The organism is Anaerozeibacter quisquiliarum (genome assembly GCF_051162045.1).
GTDB lineage: Bacteria > Bacillota > Clostridia > Christensenellales > Aristaeellaceae > Anaerozeibacter > Anaerozeibacter quisquiliarum.
In genome coordinates this window covers 30,614-52,775 of record NZ_JBISDI010000008.1, presented here as the reverse complement: position 1 = coordinate 52,775, position 22,162 = coordinate 30,614, and the positions used below count along the sequence as shown (strand labels likewise).

At 67.6% G+C, this 22,162-nt stretch carries 18 protein-coding genes; 9 read left to right on the top strand and 9 right to left on the bottom strand.

Annotation, left to right across the window (positions count from 1 at the left end; genetic code table 11):
- Window position 1 precedes the first annotated feature (1 nt).
- From ACH6CV_RS04990 to ACH6CV_RS04970, 5 genes are all read right to left on the bottom strand, one after another.
- Window positions 2-529 carry a sigma-70 family RNA polymerase sigma factor gene (locus tag ACH6CV_RS04990; protein ID WP_456357070.1) on the bottom strand — a complete coding sequence of 176 codons (528 nt, stop codon included), beginning with the start codon at window positions 527-529 and terminating at the stop codon, window positions 2-4.
- A gap of 119 nt (window positions 530-648) precedes the next feature.
- A complete protein-coding gene (gene whiA, locus ACH6CV_RS04985; protein ID WP_456357069.1) occupies window positions 649-1,590 on the bottom strand; it encodes a DNA-binding protein WhiA in 942 nt (313 codons plus the stop codon).
- 1 nt (window position 1,591) lies between these two features.
- On the bottom strand, window positions 1,592-2,500 hold the full coding sequence (gene murB / locus ACH6CV_RS04980; protein ID WP_456357068.1) for a UDP-N-acetylmuramate dehydrogenase: 909 nt from the start codon (window positions 2,498-2,500) through the stop codon (window positions 1,592-1,594).
- Between the two features lie 192 nt (window positions 2,501-2,692).
- A complete protein-coding gene (locus tag ACH6CV_RS04975; protein WP_456357067.1) occupies window positions 2,693-3,898 on the bottom strand; it encodes an alginate O-acetyltransferase AlgX-related protein in 1,206 nt (401 codons plus the stop codon).
- A 19-nt stretch (window positions 3,899-3,917) separates the two neighbouring features.
- Complete coding sequence (locus tag ACH6CV_RS04970; protein WP_456357066.1) at window positions 3,918-5,321, bottom strand: MBOAT family O-acyltransferase; 1,404 nt, start codon at window positions 5,319-5,321, stop codon at window positions 3,918-3,920.
- Between the two features lie 177 nt (window positions 5,322-5,498).
- On the opposite strand from ACH6CV_RS04970, the gene ltaE reads away from it, so the two are divergent.
- Complete coding sequence (ltaE, locus tag ACH6CV_RS04965) at window positions 5,499-6,527, top strand: low-specificity L-threonine aldolase (RefSeq protein ID WP_456357065.1); 1,029 nt, start codon at window positions 5,499-5,501, stop codon at window positions 6,525-6,527.
- 67 nt (window positions 6,528-6,594) lie between these two features.
- Here the strand turns inward: ltaE and ACH6CV_RS04960 are convergent, their stop codons facing one another.
- The gene (locus ACH6CV_RS04960) at window positions 6,595-7,221 is read right to left on the bottom strand and encodes a flavodoxin family protein (RefSeq protein WP_456357064.1); all 627 of its coding nucleotides are present in this window, start codon (window positions 7,219-7,221) and stop codon (window positions 6,595-6,597) included.
- Between the two features lie 15 nt (window positions 7,222-7,236).
- Window positions 7,237-8,715 (bottom strand): FGGY-family carbohydrate kinase, encoded by a 1,479-nt coding sequence (locus tag ACH6CV_RS04955; protein ID WP_456357063.1) that lies wholly within the window; start codon window positions 8,713-8,715, stop codon window positions 7,237-7,239.
- Window positions 8,716-8,905: 190 nt separating this feature from the next.
- Between ACH6CV_RS04955 and ACH6CV_RS04950 the strand changes: the two genes are divergently transcribed.
- The 8 genes from ACH6CV_RS04950 to ACH6CV_RS04915 are packed head-to-tail and all read left to right on the top strand — an operon-like array spanning window position 8,906 to window position 21,413.
- Window positions 8,906-11,743: a hypothetical protein gene (locus tag ACH6CV_RS04950; RefSeq protein WP_456357062.1), complete on the top strand. Its 2,838-nt coding sequence runs from the start codon at window positions 8,906-8,908 to the stop codon at window positions 11,741-11,743.
- The gene (locus ACH6CV_RS04945) at window positions 11,740-12,675 is read left to right on the top strand and encodes an ABC transporter ATP-binding protein (protein ID WP_456357061.1); all 936 of its coding nucleotides are present in this window, start codon (window positions 11,740-11,742) and stop codon (window positions 12,673-12,675) included. The genes ACH6CV_RS04950 and ACH6CV_RS04945 overlap by 4 nt, the downstream gene beginning before the upstream one ends.
- Window positions 12,672-13,580 carry an ABC transporter permease gene (locus tag ACH6CV_RS04940; RefSeq protein ID WP_456357060.1) on the top strand — a complete coding sequence of 303 codons (909 nt, stop codon included), beginning with the start codon at window positions 12,672-12,674 and terminating at the stop codon, window positions 13,578-13,580. The genes ACH6CV_RS04945 and ACH6CV_RS04940 overlap by 4 nt, the downstream gene beginning before the upstream one ends.
- Window positions 13,577-15,172 (top strand): hypothetical protein, encoded by a 1,596-nt coding sequence (locus ACH6CV_RS04935; RefSeq protein WP_456357059.1) that lies wholly within the window; start codon window positions 13,577-13,579, stop codon window positions 15,170-15,172. Before ACH6CV_RS04940 ends, ACH6CV_RS04935 begins: the two co-directional genes overlap by 4 nt.
- A gap of 5 nt (window positions 15,173-15,177) precedes the next feature.
- Window positions 15,178-16,161, top strand: coding sequence for an AAA family ATPase (locus ACH6CV_RS04930; RefSeq protein ID WP_456357058.1), 984 nt, complete (start codon window positions 15,178-15,180; stop codon window positions 16,159-16,161).
- Complete coding sequence (locus ACH6CV_RS04925) at window positions 16,162-17,013, top strand: DUF58 domain-containing protein (RefSeq protein WP_456357057.1); 852 nt, start codon at window positions 16,162-16,164, stop codon at window positions 17,011-17,013. It begins immediately after the preceding gene.
- Window positions 17,014-17,026: 13 nt separating this feature from the next.
- Window positions 17,027-18,769, top strand: coding sequence for a vWA domain-containing protein (locus ACH6CV_RS04920; protein WP_456357056.1), 1,743 nt, complete (start codon window positions 17,027-17,029; stop codon window positions 18,767-18,769).
- Window positions 18,759-21,413, top strand: coding sequence for a VWA domain-containing protein (locus ACH6CV_RS04915; RefSeq protein WP_456357055.1), 2,655 nt, complete (start codon window positions 18,759-18,761; stop codon window positions 21,411-21,413). The genes ACH6CV_RS04920 and ACH6CV_RS04915 overlap by 11 nt, the downstream gene beginning before the upstream one ends.
- Here the strand turns inward: ACH6CV_RS04915 and ACH6CV_RS04910 are convergent.
- Together ACH6CV_RS04910 and ACH6CV_RS04905 are read right to left on the bottom strand one after the other, a co-directional pair.
- Window positions 21,408-21,872: a hypothetical protein gene (locus ACH6CV_RS04910; protein ID WP_456357054.1), complete on the bottom strand. Its 465-nt coding sequence runs from the start codon at window positions 21,870-21,872 to the stop codon at window positions 21,408-21,410. The two genes, ACH6CV_RS04915 and ACH6CV_RS04910, sit on opposite strands and share 6 nt — an antisense overlap.
- The gene (locus ACH6CV_RS04905; protein ID WP_456357053.1) at window positions 21,869-22,102 is read right to left on the bottom strand and encodes a helix-turn-helix transcriptional regulator; all 234 of its coding nucleotides are present in this window, start codon (window positions 22,100-22,102) and stop codon (window positions 21,869-21,871) included. Before ACH6CV_RS04905 ends, ACH6CV_RS04910 begins: the two co-directional genes overlap by 4 nt.
- Between the last annotated feature and the right edge of the window lie 60 nt (window positions 22,103-22,162).

Sequence of the window (22,162 nt, the reverse complement as noted above, 5' to 3'; positions counted from 1 at the left end):
CTTACAGCCTCCCTTCCAAGTAGGCCTTGAGTTGCCTGCGGCCGCGGTACAGCCGGCCTTCCACCGCGCGCTCCGTCAGCCCGAGCGCACGGGCGATGTCTGAAAGCGCCTCGCCCCAGTAGTACCGCCGCTCGAAGATTTCGGGGTCGGGCGGGCCCAGCGACCGCACGGCCTCGCCCAGCAGCGCTTCCAGCTCGGCCTGCTCGTATTGCGCGGGCGGATCGGGCACGTCGAGCTCGAGGATGTCCTCGTCCAGCGGCAGGAACGGGGCCGAGCGGCTCAGCCGTTCGCGCAGCTTGACCGCCTTGTTGCGCGCGATGGCGGCAACATAGGGCTTGAGGTCGCCCTTCTCGGGGTCGTACCGGTCCCGCGCTTGCCAAAGTGCCAACAGCGCGTCGGCGGCGCACTCCTCGACGTCCTCGCGCGTGGCGCGATTCCCGGCGACGCGGCTGACGATGGCGTAAACGTACCCGCCGTACCGCGCGATCAGCGCTTCGCACCGCTCGCGCTCGCCGGAGGCGTCTTCCATTGCGCACCGCCTCATGGCCTCACCCGCTTTCTGCCGCCCTCATCCATCTATTTCCCCCCGCGGAGCAAAAACCCACGCGGAATCGCATAAAAAAAGTGGCTTCCCAAGCCACCGGTCATTCACCCGTTCACCAGTTCTTCCGCCAGCGCCTCCAACTTCCGCATGCGCGCCTTGACCCCGGATTTCCCCAGCGCGGGCGTCAGCATGCCGCCCAGTTCCGCCAGCGACGCGTCGGGGAAGCGCACGCGCAGCTCGGCCACATCGCGCAGCGGTTCCGGCAGCGCCTCCACGCCCAGCTGCCTGTCGATCACCTCGATCACGCTGAGCTGCTGCTCGGCCGCGGCCAGCGCCTTGTCCACGTTGGCCGAGTCGCAGTTGGCCTGGCGGTTGGCCTCGTTGCGCAGATCCTTGACGATGCGCACGTTTTCGAGCTGAAGCATCGCCTGGTGCGCGCCGATCAGCGCCAGCGCGGTCGCCATGTGCTCGCCGTCCTTCAGGTACACCACCCACTGCGCCTTGCGCTGCACGCGCCGCGCGGGCAGCCCAAACGACAGCAGCACCGCCTCGGCGCAAGCGGCCAGCGCTTCGTCGCCGACCGCGATCTCGAAGTGGTAGGACCTGCGCGGGTCGCCCGTCGAGCCGCCCGCGAGGAACAGCCCGCGCAGGAACGCCTGCTTGCAGCATTCCCCCTGGATCAACTCCGGCGCGGGCACGCTGCGCATGCCGAACGGCTGATCCTTGTCGAGCAGCTTGAGCGCCTTGAGCACGCGCGGCAGCTCGTTTTCGGGCGGGCTCACTTCATAACGCACTTGCCCGCCCAAGCGGCTCGATTTGACCGCCGCCATCAGGCAGTCGCAGTGCAGAAAACGCTTGAACAGCCGCAAATACCGCTCGGCCGCAAAGGCGCCGCCCACACTCAGCGACAGCGCGTACCGGCCCGGTCCCTTGAACGTCAGCGCGCCCGAGCCCAGCGCCGCGCCGGAAAGCTCGGCCAGCGCGCAGCAACGCTTCTCGCAGGGCACGCGCGCCGCCTCCTTGCGCGCCTCCACCGAAAAGGACAAGCTAATCCTCCCCTACGATGCGCACCTCGGGCGTCAGCAGCACCCCTGAATGCGCGTGTACCTTCTCGCGCACCAACTCGATCAGCTCGATCACGTCGCGCGCGGTCGCGCCTCCCGCGTTTACCACGAACCCGGCATGCTTGGTCGACACCATCGCGCCCCCGACCGCCAGCCCCTTGAGCCCGGCCTGCTCGATCAGCGCCGCCGCGTAATGGCCCTCGGGCCGCTTGAACGTCGAGCCCGCCGAGGGCAGGTGCAGCGGCTGCTTGTCGCGCCGGCGCTCGGCCAGGTCGCGCATCCTCTCCTCGATCGCCTCGGGGTCGCCGGGTTTGAGCTCAAACACCGCGCTCAGCACCACGCCACCCTCGCGCATCACGCGGCTGTTGCGGTAGCTGAACTCAAAACCCCGATTGTCGTACTCGGTCACGATGCCGCCGCTGAGCACCCGGCCGCTGATGAGCACATCCACGATCTCGCCGCCGTAGGCGCCCGCGTTCATCAGCACCGCGCCGCCCACCGAGCCCGGAATGCCGGCGGCGAACTCGAAGCCGGAAAGCCCCTCGCGCTGCGCCAACAGCGCCACCGCCTTGAGCCGCGCGCCCGCCTGCGCGTGGATCCGGTTGTCCCGCTTCTCCAGCCGCGCGAACCGATCCGCCAGCTTCACCGTCAGCCCCCGCACGCCGCCGTCGCGCACGATCAGATTCGATCCCCCGCACAGCGTCAGCACCGGTACGCCCATCCCGCGCGCGATCTCAAGCGCCGCGAGCAGCTGCGCCTCGCCGTCCGGCTCGACCAGCAAATCGGCCGGGCCGCCCACCTTCATCGTGGTGTGCCGGCTCATCGGCTCGCGCTCGTATAGCTGTCCGTCCGCAAAACCGGCCTCGCGCAGCCGCCAAATCAATTCGCGCATGCTCGTCACCCCGATCTATATGTTATTTCAGGCGGCCGGGGCGCATACGCAAAACCCCGGGAGGGTCGGAAGGCCGCAGCCCTCCATGTTCAATCGTACCGGCGCCGCCCGGAAAATCCCTCAGGCTTTTTAGGCGCCGTCCCCCGTCACCCTCTCACGCGAATACGGCCGCAGCCAGATTCCCGTGACCTGTCAGTCGACAAACACATAATTCTTGCTGCCCCTGAACATTTCCTGGCAATGCACCACCAGCACCGCGTCGGGCTTGAACTCCTCGATCATCTGCTCGGCCGTTATGCGCGTACGCCTGAGGTCCAGCGTGCACACCTCGCGCGCCGCCAGCGATAAAAACGACGCGGTGGGCGTGCCGAACGAGTCCTTGATGACCAGCACTCGCCCCGCGGGCGCGGCCTCGTTGGTATAGTATGCCTGATCGGTATGGCGGCCATAGGCGTCGTAGATGTTGTGCGGCAGCGCTCCGTTATCCAGCACGTCGCGGTTGAGCACCGCGGCCTCGAATGAACCCTCGCGCTCCTGCCACTCATTCGACGAGCGCTTGACGCGCGAGCGGATCATGGTCGCGTACTTGGGCGTGATCCAGTAGAAATCGTCGGGCGCGACCGCATCCGCCCCGATCCGCGCGCCCACGTCGCCCAGGTGCGCGCCGGGCAACTGCTTGATTTCAAAGTTGTCCAGGTCGATCGCCTGGTCATCCAGCGCGACCTTGCCCGTCTGGTTGAGCGCCTTGACCGCCGCACGGTAGGCTTCGAACGCCATGCGGATCGCCCAATGCTGGTCGGTGCGCATCGCGGCTTCCTGCATCGCAAAGCCCTGTTCGCGGTACAGCGCGCGGCTGTCGATCGTCGTCACCCCGCTCGCGCGCAGGCCGTCCACGATCTTATCGGCGGTCTGGTTGTTGAAATCCCGCACCCCGGTCGGCAGCAGCCCATCCTCGTACAGCTCGCTGTGCGCGTACACAAAGGCCATCGGAATGCCCTGCTCGTCAAGTTTGTCCTTCAGCCGTGCCATCGCGTCCACCTCGGACCCAATCCGCTCGTCGCTGGCCGGCCCCTGCACGTCGTAGAGGTGGCCGGTCTTGAGCCGAACCATCGTGGTGCCGCCGAAGGACAGCATCTGCTTACCGAGCGAGAGCTGAAACCGCGCGTTGAGTTTTTGAAACTGATCCTTGCCCAAGAGGTTCGCGTTGATCTCGCCCCTCAGCGATTCAATGCGAGGCTTGAGCGTTTGCAGGCCTCGCTCGCCCTTGGCGTTTTGCGTGTAGGTTACGAAGAAGGCATAGGCCATGCCCTTGTAATTTTTCGCCAACGTCACGCCGCCGATGGTAAAGACCGCGATCAGCAGCGCCGCCGCCAACACCATGTTCACTTTCTTGGTCATATCGCACCCCGTCTTCGCATTAGAAGTTGAAGTAGATGAACGGGTTGTAGCCGCCCATTACCACATAGCTCAGCGCCAACACGAACGCCGCCAGCAGCCCGATGCCGCCGAGCACTTGCATCGCATTGTCCGAAATACGCAGCGTGCGCCGGATGAACGGCCCGACCGGCAACGACGCCACGACGCCCGCCAGCACAAACCAGCCGTACTCGCGCACGTACATGGTCGCGGTGGCATCCCAGAATCCGCGCCCCGCGGCACCGTACATCGCCGCGATGAACCGGCCCGCCTGCGGCAAGGTAGCCGCCTTAATCAGCACCGTCACCGTGAGCACCATCGCCGTGGTGTACAGGTAGCCGAGCGGCCGCTTCCCGATCCACTTGCCGAACGGCGTGTACTTCTCGATGACCAGCAGTACGAAGAAGCCGAGGCCCCACATAAGGAATGTCCACGCCGCGCCGTGCCACAGGCCGGTCAGCGCCCACACCACGAACATATTGAAAATGGCGCGCCCCTTCTTTACCCGGCTGCCACCCATCGGGAAGAACAGGTAGTCGCGAAACCAGGTGCCCAGCGATATGTGCCACCGACGCCAGAACTCGGTGATCGAGCGCGACATCATCGGATAATTGAAGTTTTCGAGGAAGTGGAAGCCGAACATCCAGCCCATACCGATCGCCATGTCCGAATAGCCGGAAAAGTCGAAGTACACCTGCCAGTGATAGGCGAATGCGCCCAGCCAGGCCGCGGCGGTGCTCAGTTCGCCCGCGGGCAGAGCGAACGCGTCGTCGGCCAGCATCGCCAGGGTGTTGGCCAGCAACACCTTTTTGCACAGCCCGATCAGGAACCGCCGGCAGCCCGCCGCAAATTCGTCGGGGTTTTCATGGCGTTCTTCGATTTCCGCGGCCACCGTCTCATAGCGCACGATGGGGCCCGCGATCAACTGCGGGAAAAACGACACGTACAGGCAGACGTTGAAAAAGTTCTTCTGCATCGCGCCGTTGCCCCGGTACACGTCGATCACGTAGCTCATGGCCTGGAACGTGAAGAACGAAATGCCGATCGGCAGCGCGATCTTGGGCACGGGCCAACCCAGCCCGAACGCCCAGTTCAGGTTGCTCATGATGAACATCAGATATTTGTAGACGCCGAGCAGCCCGAGGTTGAAGATCACCGCCAGCGTAAGCGCCCACTTACGGCGCTTCTCGGACGCGCCCGGCCAGCCCACGCCCAGCCCGCCCAGCCAGTTGACGGTGATCGACAGCAGCATCGTAAGCACGAACACCGGCTCGCCCCAGGCGTAGAAGATCAGGCTCATGAACGTCAGGAGCAGGTTGCGCGCCGTGCGCCCTCTGAGCAGGAAGTAGACCAGCAGCACGATGGGCAAAAAAAAGAACAAAAATATCGAGTCCGAAAAGACCATGGCGTACTTTGTCCTCCGTTCGTAAGTGTACGGCGAGCCCTATATTACCATACTCACGCCGATTTGTCGACCGGCGTGTTTGCGCCGTGTCTTAAGTACGCGCTAAAATTGGCGCTTGACAGCGGCTTTTTCGGCTCCTATAATCGGAAATTGAAGCACACAAAGGGGGGATCATCCATGAAGATCATCGATCTGCGCAGCGACACCGTAACGGAGCCCACCCAGGCGATGCGCGAGGCCATGTTTCGCGCCGAGGTGGGCGACGACGTCTACCGCGACGACCCCACGATGAACGCGTTCGAACGGGACGCCGCACACATCCTCGGCAAACAGGCCGCGCTGTTCGTGTCCTCGGGCACCATGGGCAACCAGTTGGCCATCATGAGCCAGACATCGCGCGGCGACGAGATCATCGTGGGCGCGGCCTCCCACATCTTTGAGCACGAGGTGGGCGCGGTAGCGGTGCTGTCGGGCGCGAACCAGCGCCAAATTCCCTTTGAAGACGGCATCCCGGACGCCCGGTCCATCGAGCGCGCGATCCGGCCCGCGGGCGACATCCACCTGCCCGAGACCCGCCTGATCTGCCTGGAAAACGCGCTGGCGGGCGGGCGCGTGGTGCCGCTTTCCACGATGCGCGAGATCTACGCGATGGCGAAGCGGCGCGGCATCGCGGTGCACCTGGACGGCGCGCGGGTGTTCAACGCGGCGGTGGCGCTGGGCGTCGAGGTCACCGAGCTGACCGCCTGCTGCGACACGCTGTCCTGCTGCCTGTCGAAGGGGTTGTGCGCGCCGGTGGGCGCGCTGCTGGCGGGACCTGCGGACGTGATCGAGCGAGCGCGCAAATACCGCAAGCTGCTGGGGGGCGGCATGCGTCAGGTGGGCTTCCTCGCCGCCGCCGGCCGCATCGCGCTGACCGAAATGACGCGGCGGCTGCACGTAGATCATAAAAACGCCCGCCGCCTGGCCGAGGCGCTTATGGCGTTGCCGGGCGTGACGCTCGATCCGGACGCGGTCGAGATCAACATGGTGTTCTTCCATCTGGACCGCGACCGCGACTTCCTCGATAAACTGCCGGGCCTCATGCTGGCCGAGGGCATCAAGATGAACGGCCACGAGGAAGGCGTGTTCCGCTTTGTGACGAGCAATGACGTGACCGAAGCCGACGTCGATCGGGTGGTCGATGTGCTGGGTCGGTTGATCGGATGAAGCATAGGCGGTGCCCCCTCCCATTCCCCTCCGGGGAGGAGAATGGGAGGGGGCTTCCGGTCTCCCGTCACCGGATGAAATTCATCCAGACCCGCCGCTCTTCCTCGGGGACCGGCACCGCCGCCTTTCCGGCCTCGACGACCTTGAGCAGCCAGGCCATCGAGCGGGCGTTCTTGCGCAAGGTCTGAATGCCCTCCGCGTCCCGCGTCACCTCGCCCTCATCGGCCCCATAGGCCAGCGTCCAGTATTGGGACGGCGGCAGGATCGTCTGGGCCAGATGCAGGTAGTTGTTCAACTGATGCACCACGTCCACGCCGCCGGCGCGTCGCGTAACCGAGATCGAGGTGGCGACCTTGTACTTGAAATAACGGGAACTGGTGTAGAACACCCGGTCGAGGAAGGCCTTCATCGTGCCTGCGATGCCGGCGTAGTAGGTGGGCGAAGCCAGGATGAAGCCGTCTGCCTCGCGCATCTGTTTCGCTGTTTCGTTGACGGCATCATCCTCGAACACGCAGCGGTTGCCCTCGCTCGTCTTGCAGTATCCGCAGCCGATGCAGCCATGGATGTCTTGCCCGCCGATTTGAATGGTTTCAACATCGATGCCCTGCTTGGAAAGCTCGTCCGCCATCACCTCGAGCGCCTGATAGGTGTTCCCGCCCTTGCGGGGGCTGCCGTTGATCGCAATGACCTTCATGCCGTCCCGTCCTCCTCAATAGATCTCCTTGACCGCCCGATACAGCGCCTTGTAGCGCCGGTAGTGCGCCGCGTAGGCGGCGGTGTGCTCTGCGCGCGGCTCGAACGAGCGCGCGTAGCCCACCAGCGCGCGCTGCGCCGTCCACGCGTCGGGGTAGAGCCCGAGGCCCACGTAGCACAAGAGGGCGCTGGCCAGCGTGCCCGCCTCGCTGATCGCGCTCAGGTACACCGGCCGGCCGAACAGGTCGGCGCGCAGCTGCATCCACAAAGCGGATTTCGCGCCGCCGCCCGCGGTAATCACCTTTGATATGCCGATGCCCGCGTCCTCGAGGCACTCGATATTGAGCATCATCTCGTAGGATTCGCCCTCGAGGAACGCGCGAAACAGCGCGCCGCGCGAGGTGCCGAGGCGCAGCCCCGCCACCACGCCCGGGGTGGACGCGTCCATGTAGGGCGTGCCGCCGCCGGCAAGGTAGGGCAGCACGATCAGCCCGGTCGGCTCGCCCGGCGCTTCCCGGTTCAGGATGTCGTAGGCGTCCGCGCGGTCGGCTACGTCCGTCGCCAGCACGTCGCGGAACCACTTGACCGCGCAGCCGCCCGACATGTTGAACGCATAGGTCACGTACAGAGCGCTGTCGAAGTAGGGCACCATCGGGAAGTTGTACTTGAGCAGCTTGCCGGAATCGAGCGCGGCCTCGTCCATCACGCAGGTGATGCAGTCCACCGTGCCCATGCCGTTCATCACGTCGCCCGCCTCGCGCGCGCCGCTGCCGAGCGCCGCCAGAATCTGGTCGTGGCCGCCCACGATCAGCTTCGCGCCCGGCGCAAGGCCGAGCGAGCGCGCCGCCCCGGCGCTCAGCTCCCCGACGACGCTGCCGCCGGGCACCGGGCGCGGGAGGCACCGCGCACTTAGCCCCGAAAACGCCACGGCCTCGTCGATCCAGCGCTTTTCCCGGACATCGAACATGCCGCTGCGCGCCGCCAGCGAGTAGTCGCAGGCGTGCTCCGCGCCGAGGCTGTAGGCGATGTAGTCGGCGATGAAGCAGATCCTGCGCGTGGCCGCCATCTGCTCGGGCCGATGCGCGCGCAGCCAGTGCAGTTTGTAGATTGAGAACATCGGATCGACGAACTGGCCCGAGCGCTCGAACACCTGCTCGCGCGTATGCAGCTGCAAATACGCCTCGCAGGCCTCGCTGCCGCGCTTGTCCATGTAGATCATGGTGTTGCCCAGCGGCTCGTCCCGCTCGTCCAGGCAGACGAACGACTCGCCGAACGAGGTCACGCAAATCGCGCGCACGTCGCCCATGCCGCGCGCCGACTGCTCGATCACCGCGCGGGCACTCGCAAGCAGCACCCGCGGGTCGAGCTCGTACTCGCCCTTTTCCCGCCCGATCAGGTCATACTCGCGGTAGGCATGCGCGAGCACGTTCGCGCGCTCGTCAAAGACCGTACTCTTGACCCCCGATGTGCCCACGTCCAGGCCGATCACCCGCATGTGTAGGCCCTCCCCTTTGCGCATGCACGATTGTATGTAGTTTTATCCTTTCGCCGCGCCCGGTGAAAATCCTGCCTCTCGCCTTGGAATCAATTCTTAACATATCCATCTGCTACATTTTGGTGTGCAAAGTTGTCTTATATCCATAGGACGCGAAATTCCATACCGTGAAACTGAGGAGGGTTGCGTGTTGCGTACCCAAAGCATTCGGCGAGGCTTGCCCATTTTCTTGCTGCTGCTGTGGCTGATATGCGCCGGCGCCCCAGTCGCCCGCGCGCTTGCGCCCACGCCCATGCCGGTCTCCGCGCCGTCGGCGGACTTAGGCGGCGAGGCCGACGACGACTGGGGCGAGGCCATGGCGGGCGACGAGGCCGACGGCGGCGACGAGGCCGACGGCGGCGACGAGGCCGACGGCGAAGCGGGCGAGGCCGACGACATGGACGAAGAAGCGCAAGGGCCATCTCTGCGCGCGGACGAGCATCAGGCGCTGGTCAATGCCGAGGAGCAAAGGCGCGTCGCGCTGCTGCACACCGAGGTCGATCATCCGGATCTTACGATCGACGCCATGCTGGGCTACGGCGGCGTGATCGGCTACGGCCGCGCGATGCCCATCGCCGTGACGCTGCGCAACGCGGGCGGCGACCTGGACGGCAGCGTGTGCCTGAACCTGTACCAGAGCCAATCCGAGTACGACCGGGTGGAGTATCCGCTGTTTTTGGCCGCCGGGGCCGAAAAGACGATCACCATGCCGGTGACGCTTTCCATGAAGCAGCCCGATTACACGATCGAATACTGCGTCGGCGGCGCGGTCGTGGCGTCGAAGAACTTCCGCCCCGCCGAGGCGATCAGTCCGGAGGTCCGGCTGATCGGCGCGCTGTCCGCCGATCCGAACGGCCTCGCCTACATGAGCCTGTCGGCCCGCAACGACCCGCTGCTGCGCGGCGAGTTCTTCCGGGTGATCCCGCTCACGGCCGAGCGCTTCCCCGACGACCTCGACCGGCTGAACGCCTTCGCGCTGCTGGTCGTGGACGGCGTCGACCTGCGCGCGCTGGGCGACGCGCAATCCAAGGCGCTTTGCGACTGGCTCGGCGCGGGCGGCATCGCGATTGTGGGCGGCGGCGCGGGCGCGGCGTCCGGCTACCCGTTCTTTGAATCGTTCACCGGCATCCGCGCGGGCGCATTGACCGACGCCGGCGACATCACCCCCGCGCTCATGGCCTACCTGGGCGTCAGCGAGGCGGCGCTCGGCGAAAACATGCTGTGCGCGGATATGATGGGCGCAAGCCATGTGCTGGCCGCGCCCGACCGGCCGCTGATCGCGCAAACGCCCGTCGGCGAGGGGCTGATCTACACGGCGGCATTCGAGCTGGGCGCGAAGCCGCTGAGTCTGTGGCCGGGCGCGTCGGCGCTGTGGCAGCGTGTGCTGCTCAAGAGCGCGCCCGACGCCTATCAGCGCAGCCTCTCCGCCGGCTACGACAACTGGGACTACGACCCCGATTACGACGGCATGAACGCCGTCCGGGAAATCCCGGTGGACAACCCGCCGGACGCGCGGCCGGTGAGGCTTTTGCTGATCGGCTTCGTCGCGCTGGCCGGCATCCCGTCCTACTTCCTGTTCAAGAAGCTCGACAAGCGGGCGCTGCTGTGGCTGACCATGCCGCTGATGGCCGTTTGCGCCGCGCTTTTCATCTGGGGCATCAGCCGTAACGCCGGTTTCGACAGCCCGGTCGCCACCGTTTACACGCTGGCGGCGCTCGACGAGGACGGCGAAGCGCAGGTATCGACCTACGCGGGCGTGTCGAGCGCCGACAAAGCGCCGATTGCGGTGTCGGTCGGCCCGGGCGTGAAGCTCACGCCGATCGATCAGCCCCGCTATGACTACTACGGCGACGACAGGCAGATCAAGACGCCCAATCAGCTGCGCTACCGCCACCTGCGCGCGGACGCGCCGGCCATCACCTTCCCGGCCGCGCCCTCGTGGAGCGAGCGCACGGTGAAGCTGGACGCGCCCCAGCCGTTTACAGGCACGATCGACGCGCGCATCTGGATGGAGGAGGACGGCCTGCACACCGAGGTTCGCAACGACACCCCCTACCGTCTGAACGGCTGCGGCATCATCACCTCGGCGGGTTATGCGTCCATGCAAGACCTCGAGCCCGGCGCGTCCGGACGTGCGACGCTGACCTATCTCACGGACGCCGAACGCAAACAGCTCAAGGACGCGCAAGCCGCGCATTTGAACGGCGAATTCACCCCGGTGTTCGACGGACGGATGACCGACGCAAGCATGAACGGCGCCGACCCGGCCTACCTCTATCGATTCGTCGACGCGCTGTACCTGCCCGAGGAGAGCGTCCCCGACCCCGCCGAGCGCTCGGCCAACATCCGCAAGAACAGTGGCGACCCGGCGGGCAAGGAGCGGCGGATGCGGCGCGACCGGCTGCAGCAGCGCGTGTACCTGTGGGGCGGCGAGGACCGCGTGCAGGCGGTGTTCCGCTTCGTGGCCTTCAGCGAGGACTTGGGCAAGGTTACGCCCACGTGCGGCGGCCGTCCCGCCGAGCGCGTCGCGCGCCGGGCGCTGATCGATAAGGCCATGGCCTACGACCCGGTGGGGCCGACCGGCGTGGTGTTCTGCCCGCGCGGCACACTCGCGGCGTACAAGGCCGCGCTTGTAAGCGGCGCGCCGGCAATCGGGGACGCGGTGAGCGGCCGGGAATCGTTCTCGCTCGCCGAGCAGCCGATGTTCGCGTTCGAGCTGCCCAAAGGCATGACGGTCGATGAATTGAACATCATCGGCGTCTTCTACGGCGAGCAGATGCCCAAGGTGCAGTTGTACAATCACAAAACCCGCGCGTGGGACGAGCAGCGCACCGCGTTCATCAACTTGAAAGGCGAGGCCGCCTCGCCCTACATCGGGCCGGACGGACGGCTGTACGCGGGCTACGTGCCGGGCGAAAATGTGTCCGCTCCCGGCGATTACGGGCTGCAAGCGCCGTACATGACGCTGACGGGGAGGGTAAAGCCATGATTGAGGTACGCGGCCTTACGCGCGACTACGGCAAGTTACGGGCGCTGGACCACCTCGACATGGTGATCGGGGACGGCGCGCTGCACGGCTTCGTCGGCCCCAACGGCGCGGGCAAGACCACCACGATGCGCATTCTGGCGACGCTGTTGCCCGCCACCTCGGGCACGGCCACGATCGACGGCGTGTCGGTCACCCGCAACCCGCGCGCGGTGCGCCGGATGCTGGGCTACATGCCCGACTTCTTCGGCGTGTACGACCGGCTGCACGCCTGGGAATACCTCGACTTCTACGCGCGCTGCTACAGCCTGCACGCGCGCGAGCGGGCCAAGCGGATCGACCAGTTGCTGGAACTTACCAACCTGACCGACAAGAAGGACGCCTACGTGGATTCGCTGTCGCGCGGCATGAAGCAGCGGCTGTGCCTGGCGCACGCGCTGGTTCACGACCCACGCTTTTTGATCCTCGACGAGCCGGCCTCGGGCATGGACCCGCGCGCCCGCGCCGAGATGAAGCAGATCCTGCGCACGCTCAGCGCAATGGGCAAGACCGTGCTGATCTCCTCGCACATCTTGCCCGAGCTATCGGAAATGTGCGACGCGCTGACGATCATCGACCGGGGCAAGTTGGTGTTTTCCGGCCCGGTCGAGGAACTCGCGCGCAAGATGCAGGGCGATGCGGAGCTGTGCATTCGCCTGCGTCAGGACGCGGGCGAGGCGGCGACGGAACGGCTGGTGCGGCTGCTCAAGGAATTCGCGGGCGTGACCGGCATCACCGAGGCCGGGGACCATGTGTTCAGCGTGGAGATGGACGGCGGCGAGGACGCATGCCACGCGCTGCTTAGACTGCTGATCGACGCGCAGGTGCCGGTGGTGGACTTCCACCGGCGCAGGATGAACCTCGAAAAGGTATTCATGGAGGTGACGGAGGCGTGACGAACCCGATCTTGGTGACCTCGGCGCGGCGGCGCATGCGCTCGCTGCGCACGATCCTGATCTTCACGCTGTACACGGCGGCGCTGCTCGGCCTCTCGTGGCGGGTGCTGTCGCGCTTCGGCGCGAAAACCATCGAGCTGACAGCGATGCGCGCCGGGATCGACGGCTACATCATGCTGGTGGTCATGCAGTTTCTGCTGATCGTGCTGGTCGCGCCCGCGATGACCTCGGGCGCGATATCGGGCGAGCGCGAGCGGCAGACGCTCGATCTCTTGCTCGTGACCGGCACCGGCTCGCTGCGCATCGCGCTGGGCAAGCTGCTCGAGAGCTTTCTGTTCCTGGCGCTGCTGATCGTGTCGAGCGCGCCGTTCCTGGCGGTGGTGCTGCTCGGCGGCGGCGTGTCGATCCTGGACATCGCCTGGTCGCTGCTGTTCCTGCTGACGGCGGCGTTCGCCGCGCTGTCGGTCGGGCTGTTCTGCTCGGCGCTGTTCAAGCGCGCCGCCACCTCGGCGGTGGCCGCCTACCTCGTGATCTTCGGGATCGGCGTCGCGACGCTCATGCCCATCGCGGCGGGCGTGAGCGAGACATTCCAGAAATTCGCCGACGACCCCAGCCTGACGGCCTCGCTGACGGCGGCGGGCGCGCTGGCGCTCATGTCCAAGGCGCTGCTAATCAGCCCCGCGATCGGGCTGTTTTCGCTGCTGACAGCGCAGACCGAGCTGATGCGCACCACCTTCCGGGGTTATGTGCCCTACGGCGGCACCTGGTACGCGCTGCTCGAGAAGCTTGGGTTCGCGCATGTGGCGCATATCAACATGGCGATTATGCTGACGGCCTCGCTCGTGCTGATCGCGCTCAGCGCGCTGCTGGTGCGCCCGCGCGCCATACGGCGCAGGAAGAAATGAGCGCAATTTCAAAGGCGCTCGGGCCGGTCAGGCGGCGGTTACGCGCGGTGAGGGCGCTCAAGGCGTCGGACATTGCGTTGGCCGTCGGCGCGACGCTGGGGTTTATCATTTGGCTGATCGCATGGCTTTTCTTCTGGCCTCAGGCGCGGTTGTGGATGATCGTGGTATTCACCGCTTCGGCACTCGCTCCGCTGATCGCGTATCTCTGGCCGGTCCCGCCCGCGCGCGCGGCGCGGGCGGCCGATGGCTGCGGGCTGAACGAACGGGTGCAGACGGCGCTGGAATATCCGTCGGGCGAGCCGATTCATGCATTGCAGCACGCGGACGCGCTTAAGGCGCTTTCGGCGCTCGATCCGCGCGAGAAGATGCCGCATAAGCCGATGCGCGCCGCGCAGATCGTTTCCAGCTGCGCGCTGCTGGCGATGAGCGTGTTCTCCTTCATCCCCGGCCCCCAGCAGGCGCGCATGAGCGAGTATGATGCGCTCAAGCACACGCTCAATGCACAGGCCGAGGCGATCGAGCGCACGGCGGACAAACTCTCACCCGAGGCGCAGGCCGAGCGCGAGCTTCAGCGGCTGGCGCGGGCGCTGGCTCCGGCGCTCAAGCGGGCCGAGACGCGCGAAGAAGCGCTGCTCGAAGCGCGCAAGGCCGTAGACGAACTCCTGCGCATCGAACGCCCGCGCGCGCAGGCGCTGCGCGAGCGCGCCGCCGAGGCGCTGGCCGAAGCGGGACTTAAGGCGCTGGCCGAAGCCGCGCGGAGCGGCTCGGAAGACGCCGTGCGAAAAGCTGCCCAGGCGCTCCAGCAACAGCCGCAGCAGGCGAGCGACGCGCTCGCGCAGGCGGCCGAGGCGCTTTCAAACGACGAGGCGCTCTCGGACGCGCTGAACGCGGCGGCCCAGGCGGCGGCCCAGGCGGCGGCGCAGGCCGCGACCGGCTCTCCCGCGCTGAACCGCGCCTTGGGCGCGCTTGCGGGGCGGCTCGCCAATCCCCCGATGACCGGCGCGGTCGGCAGCCTGGCGGCTCAACTGCGCGGCCTGCGCTCGGCGCTCACCGGCGGTCAATGTCAGGGGCAGTGCGAAGGACAAGGTTCGGGAAGCGGACAAGGTTCGGGAAGCGGACAAGGTTCGGGAAGCGGACAAGGTTCGGGAAGCGGACAAGGTTCGGGAAGCGGACAAGGTTCGGGAAGCGGCCAAGGCCCGGGCGGCGGCCAGGGCGACGGCTCCGGCTCCGGCGCGGGTCAGGGCAGCACCAATCAGGACATGGGTTATCGGGAGGACAACCGCGCGCGCTCATCCGCCGGTGGCGGCCCGGCGACGCTGCGCACCGGCGCGTATGAGGAAATCTACGACCCCACGCGCCTGGGCGACGGCGGCGAAACGACAAACGCCTCGGGCGAGGTGCGCGAGGGCGAGGTCAATCAGGTCCAGCTCGCGCCGGGCGCGGGCGATACCGGCGCTCGCGTGCCCTACCGCGCGGCGATCGGCGAATACTGCGCGGCCGCGTCCCGCGCGGCGGGCGATCCCGCCGTGCCGCCGCACGCGCGCCTTTGGGCCGACAAGTACTTTCAATCGCTGATCGACCGGGAGGGTTAGGCGTCATGAATCAACCGGCAGACAAAGTTCAAATCGAGGCGTTCTTAAAGACGACGGAGGCCCTGCGCGCCGAGATCGCGCGCGAGATCGTGGGACAAAAAGGCGTGATCGACCACCTGCTGATTGCGCTAGTCGCGGGCGGCAACGTGCTGCTCGAGGGCGTACCGGGGCTCGGCAAGACCCGGCTCGTGCGCGCGCTTTCGCGCGCGGTGGGCTTGCCGTTCTCGCGCATCCAGTTCACGCCCGACCTGATGCCCGCCGACATCACCGGCACCAACATCGTGATGAAGACCGAGCAGGGCAGCGCGTTCCAGTTCGAGCCCGGCCCATTGTTCGCGCAAATCGTGCTGGCCGACGAGATCAACCGCGCCACGCCCAAGACCCAGTCGGCGCTGCTCGAGGCCATGCAGGAGCATTCGGTCACCGTGGCCGGCCAGACGCGCGCGCTCGCCGAGCCCTACTTCGTGCTGGCCACCCAGAACCCGGTCGAGCAGGAGGGCACCTATCCCCTGCCCGAGGCGCAGCTCGACCGCTTCCTGTTCAAGGTGCTGGTGCCGTTCCCGACGCTCGAAGAGCTTTCCGGCATCGTCGATATGACGGTCACGCAAGCGCCGAGCGAGGCCCGAACGGTGGCCAGCGGCCAGGACATCCTCGCCATGCGCGCGGTGGCGCGGCAGGTGCCGGTGGCGCGCGCGGTCACCGAGCGGGCGCTGAAGCTGGTCATGAACACCCACCCGGAGCTTGAGGGCAGCCCGGAATACGTGCGCAAATACGCCCGTTTCGGGGCCAGCCCCCGCGCGGCGCAGGCGCTGATCGCCGCCGCGCGCGTGCGGGCGCTGATGGAAGGGCGCTACAACGCCTCGATGGACGACATCGACCGCCTGGCCGCGCCCTGCCTCAGGCACCGGGTGGCGCTGGGCTTCGAGGGCCTGGCCGACGGCGAGACGGTGGAGAAACTCATTGAACGGCTGATCGGGGAGACCAAGTAGATGCTGAGCGACGCCTTCCTCGCGCGGCTGGACGCGCTGTCCTTGCCGATGCGCGAGCGCGCCCGCGGCGCGGCGGGCGGCGCGCGCCGCTCGCGCGCGCTCGGCTCCTCGGCCGAGTTCTCCGATTTCCGCGCCTATGCGCCCGGCGACGATCCGCGCCGCATCGACTGGAACGCCTATGCCCGCTTTGACCGGCTGTTCGTCAAGCTGTTCATGGAAGAACAGGACGCGCTGCTCACCGTGCTGCTGGACGTAAGCGCCTCGATGGAAGGCGGCAAGTGTGCGGCGGCGGTCAAGGCCGCCGAGACGCTGATCTACCTGGCGCTGATCGGCGGCGACCGCGCGCGCGTGGTGGCGCTCACGGATAAAGACGCGGTCAGCCCGATCTTCGCCGGGCGCGCCGCGTTCGCCCGCGCGTCGGCCTTCCTGGCGGCGATTCGGCCCGAGGGCGCGCTGCGGCTCAACCAGCGCGTGCCGCGCGTCAGGCTGCCGCCGCGCGGCGTGACCGCGCTGATCGGCGACTACCTGAGCGAGGACGGCTACGACCGGGCGATCCAGTCGCTGACCTTCCGCGGGCAATCCCCGCTGCTCGTGCAGGTGCTGTCCGCCGAGGAGCTCTCCCCCGCGTTGTCGGGGGCCGTTCGGCTGATCGACGCCGAGGGCGCGGACGCGCTCGAGCTGGTGGCCGACCATCACTCGCTCGCCGCCTACGACCGCGCGCTGCAAGCGCTGCTCGGCGACTTGGGCCGGCAGGCGCATCGATGCGGCGCGCCCTACGCGCTGCTGAACGCCGACGAGGACTTTGAAAGCGCCGCGCTCGCCGCCATGGTGCGCGCCGGTCTGATTGCATAAAGGAGACTGCCCCATGCAATGGCTCAACCCCGGCGCGGCGTGGGCGCTGCTGGCGCTGGCCTACCTGCCGCTTTTGTACCTGCTCAAACGGCGGCACCGCGACGTGCCGATTCCCAGTTCCTTGCTGTGGCGGCGCGCGCTGGCCGAACGGCTGTCGAATCGCCCGTTTCAGAAGATGCGGCGCAGCTTGCTGCTCGCGCTGCAGCTGCTGCTCGCGCTTTTGCTGTCGCTCGCGCTGATGCAGCCCGTGTTTTCAGGCGGCGCGGCGCGCGAGCTGTTGCTGGCTTTCGACCTGTCGGCCGGCATGCAGGCGGACGCCGGCGGCCGGACGCGGCTTACGCGCGCGCTCGAGCACGCGGCGGGCGTCGTTTCCGCACTGCCGCCGGGCAGCCGCGTCAGCGTGGTGACCGCCGGTCGGCACACGCGCCAGCTGCTGTCGCGCTCGAGCGATTTCGCGGCGGCACACCGGGTACTCGCCGGGATAACAGCCGAGAACGGCTCTGCCGACCTCGCGCCCGCGCTGTCGCTCGCCCGCGCGATGGCGCGCGAGGCTGAGGGGCTCGAGACGCTTTTCTACACCCACGCCGCGCTCGAAGCAGAAGCGGGCGTTTTCCTGATGACCCCGTTCGAGGGCGTCGACAACGCCGCCGTGCTGTCGCTGTCGGCGGCGGGCGGCCAGGCGCTGTGCCGGGTGGCAAACTACGGCGGCGCGCGCACGCTGACCTTGAGCTGTTACGCCGACGGCGCGCCGGCGGATGCGGCGATGCTGTCCCTGGGCGCGGGTGAGACCGGCCAGGTGCGCTTTGATGTGCCAGCCGACGCCGTGCACCTGCGCGCAGAAATCCTAGAAACCGACGCGCTGCCGCTCGACAATGCCTGCGACTTCATCATCCGATCAACGCGCGCGCGCCGGGTCGTGCTGGCGGGCGAGGGCAACGTCTTCCTCGAAAGCGCGCTGACGATCGGCGGCGACGTCGAGCTGTCGCGCGGCTCGGCCCGCGAGGCCGCGCTGGCCCCGGGTTACGCGCTGTACGTGTTCGACGGCGCGCAGCCGGACGCCCCGCCCCCGTCGGGCAGCCTGATGCTGCTTAAGCACGGCGGCGCAGCCGGCCCCGGCACATTGAGGCGCGCGCCGGGCGCGCTAGCCGAGCGGCTGACGCGCGGTATGCCGCTGAAGGATGTGGCCGTGCGCGCCTACACCCCGCTGACGGCGGGCACGCCGCTGCTTTTGGCGGGCGACGACGCGGTGGCGACGCTGGACGTGCGCGACGGGCGGAAGATCGTCCGCTTCGGCTTCGACCTGCACGACAGTAACCTGCCGGTCAAGCTGGACTTCCCCTTGCTGATCCAAAACCTGCTGTCCGAGCTAATCAGCGAGAGCGCGGCGGTGGGCGCGGACGCGGCCTGCGGCCGGGACGTCTACCTGACGCCCGATCCGCGCGCAGCCTCGGCGCGGCTGATCGCGCCGAGCGGAGCCGAGTATTCCATCGACGGGCCGGGCCCGTTCGGCGAGACGAATGAAGCCGGGGTATACCGTTTCGAGCAGGTCGTCGAGGGCGAAACGCGTGTTGATGCGTTCGCGCTCAACATGCCGCGCGGCGAAAGCGAAACGCGCATGGTCCCGGAAGGCGACAATTGGGACGCGGCGACCGCGCCGGGCCGGGGCATAGGCATGCACGCGCTTGCGAAGCTGGCGGCGCTGATCGCGCTGATTGTGCTGATGGCGGAATGGTGGGTGATTGCGCGTGGGCTTTGACTTTGGCGAACCGATCTGGCTGCTCGCGTGGCCGGCGGCGCTGCTTGCGGTCTTCTGGATCGCCCGCGCGCCGGGCAGGCGCGGGCCGGGCCGCGCGGCAATCGCGCTGCGCGCGCTGGTCGCGTCGCTGTTGGCACTGGCGCTGGCCGCGCCGCAGGTCTTAGCACCCGCGCCGGAGGGCGCTACCTGGGTGCTGGCGGACGCGTCGGACTCGATGCGCTGGGGCGCGGACGACAATGACGCGCTGCGCCGCGCGTTTGAAAACGCGCCCGCCGACCTGAAGACCGGGCTGATTGCCTTCGGCGCGCGCGCGTCGGTCGAAGCGCCGCTGTCGGATGCGCACCGCTTTGTCCCGCCCTCGGTTACCGACGCCGGCGAGAGCAAATTGTCGTCGGCGCTCGAGCTGGCGCTTATGCTGCTTCCCTCCAGCGCGGCGGGCCGGATCGCGGTGGTCAGCGACGGCCTGGTCGATGATCTTCACACCCAGACCGATATGCTGGCCGCGCGCGGCGTGCCGGTCGACGTGCTGATCGCCGCCGCGCCGTCGGTGAGGGACGCCCAACTCACCGAGCTGACGTTGCCGGGCAGCGCGCGCGAGGGCCAGTCGCTGCCGATCGAGATGGCGATCGATGCCAACTTTGAGACCGACGCGACGCTTGTGCTGTACGCGAACCGCGAGCCGGTCGCCACGCGCGCGGTACACCTGCGCAAGGGCGAGAACCGGTTCGTGTTCGAAGATGCCGCGCGCAAGAGCGGCGTGGTGACCTATGAGGCGCTGCTCAGCGCCGAGGGCGACGAGCGGCCGCAAAACAACCGCCGCGCGGCCTATGTGCGGGTGGCCGGCACAGCGCGCGTGCTGCTGGTCGAGGGCGGCGCGAGCGAAGGGCGCGAGCTGTCCGAGATGCTGTCAAAGGCCGGCTACGAAAGCGAAGTGATCTCGCCCGCCCAGCTGCCGCCCGCCGCCGAGGCGCTGCGCGCCTACGACGCGGTGGCGCTCGTCAACGTGGACGCGGCCGACATCGCCCCCGCACAGCTCGATGCGCTCGATACGGCGGTGCGCGCGCTCGGGCGCGGGCTTGCCGTGTTCGGCGGCGACGCAAGCTATGCGCTCGGCGGCTACCGGGGCAGCGCGCTGGAAAAGATACTGCCGGTCAGCATGGACGTCAGGAGCACGCTCGACCTGCCTTCGCTTGCGCTGATGCTGGTGATCGACAAGTCGGGCTCGATGGCCGAAGGGCGCTACGGCACCAGCCGACTGGAGCTGGCCCAGGAGGCCGCGATGCGCGCCTGCGAGGTGCTGACCGAGCGCGACCAGGTGGGCGTAATCGCGTTCGACGACAGCGCGAAATGGGTCTCGCCCTTACAGCTCGCCGAGGATGTGCCCGCGATCCAGGCGCAGATCGGCACGATCCGCCCCGGCGGAGGCACCGCGTTCTTTGGGCCGCTGCATGAGGCGTATGAGGCGCTTGAGCGAAGCGACGCGCCGCAGAAGCACATCATCTTTTTGACCGACGGGGAGCCTGCCGACAGCGGGTTCGAGGCTTTGGCCGCCGCCTACGCGGGCGCGGGCATCACGCTGACCACGGTGGCCGCCGGCTCGGGCGCGAACGCGCAGCTGCTCGCCCGACTCGCGGCCGCGGGCGGCGGGCGTGCCTACGCCCCGAGCGAGTTCGACGACCTGCCCAAGATTTTTACCAAGGAAACCTACCTGGCCGCCGGGGCCTATGTACAGAACCGCCGCTTCACGCCCGCCATTGCCGATCACGGCTCGCTCACCGACTATCCGGGCTTCCCCGCCCTGGACGGCTACCTGGCGACCACCGCCAAGGCGCTTGCGACCGTAAGCCTCGTCAGCGACCGGGACGACCCGATCCTGGCGCACTGGCGCTACGGCGCGGGCACCGTGCTTTGCTGGACGAGCGACTTGGGCGGCGCGTGGACCGGCGACTTCCTCAATTGGTCCGAGGCCGCCGCGTTCTTCTCCGGGCTGATCGCCTTCGCGCTGCCCGAGGCCGATCAGTCGGGCGTGCTGCGAGCCGAGGTGGCGAACGGCGCGCTGCGCGTGCGCTACGAACAACCGGCGGACGCGACCGAAGAGGCCCTCGATACGCAGGCCCAGGCGCTGCTGCCGGGCGGCGCCGAGGTCGAATTCGCGCTGACCGAGGTCGCGCCGGGCGCGTTCGAGGGCGAGATACCCTCCGACGGCCCGGGCGCGTACGCGCTGACCGTGCGCCAATGGCAGGGGCGGCGCACGGTGCGGCTGCTCGAGGGCGGCGCCGCGGTGAACTACTCGGGCGAGTACGACCTGCGCAATGCCGGCGGCGCGTCCGCGCTCGAGGCGCTGGCCGGGCAAACCGGCGGGCGCGTGCTCAGCGACGCCGCCGAGCTGTTCGCCGAGCGCGGCGCGCCGGTTCGCGCGCGGATCGACCTCACGCCCTTCCTGCTGGCGGCCGCGCTCGCGCTGTTCCTGCTGGACGCCACGCTGAATCGGTTGGGCTGGCCCCGCAAATCGGCGCGCGCGCCCAGGCGATTCACGCCCATCGCAAAACCCCGCAAGCGTGTTCCCTCGCCCCCGCCCCCCGCCGCCACTCCGGGCGACGTCGAACGGCTGCTCGAGGCGCGCCGCAACCGGAAGAAGCTATGAATCGCCGTTTTGCTCCTCGATCAGCGCCTGCGCCATCGTCTCGATCGCCTGCTTCTGGATGCGTTGGCAATGCCGCTCGCAGATGAACACCCGAAGCGAAATCGCGCGCCACGACTTGCCGTCGAGCCAACGCAGGCTGATGATGCGCAGCTCCACCTCGCTCAAACGCTTGAGCAGTCGGTCCAGCAGTGCGCGGCGGGTGCGGATGTGCTCGATGCGCTCGCCCGCGCGGCGCACCTCCTCCGCGTACACCTGCGCCATCCGCTCGCGCGTGGGGGGCGGACTGGCTGCGCGCCTGCGCCAGGGCGAAGGGGCCGCTTGCGCCCCCTGCTCCGACAACCGCAAGCCGTTCTCCGCCTCGCGCAACCGCAAACGCAAATCGCCCAACTCCTGGTTGTAGTGACGCGCGATGCGCAGCATCTCCCGCACCTCGTGCGCCGCCTCCGCCGCTTGGCTCATGTGTTTCCCTCCTTAGTAACCATATTGTTCACACCGTAGCGTGAAAAAAGCTCCTCGACGCTGCGCCCGAGCAACTGCGCGATGACGATGCCCTCATCGATCGAAAAGCGGCGCTCGCCCCGTTCCTTGAGCGCGTAGGCGTTGCGGCTGGTTAGCCCCAACAACCGGGCAAATTGTTGCTGACTGAACCCTTGGGCGACCCGCGCTTCCCTTAAGACGTCGTACAACATATGCTTTCCTCCAATTTCTTCTGTCTTTATCGTTCATTCTAGGGAAATTTCGACATTCAG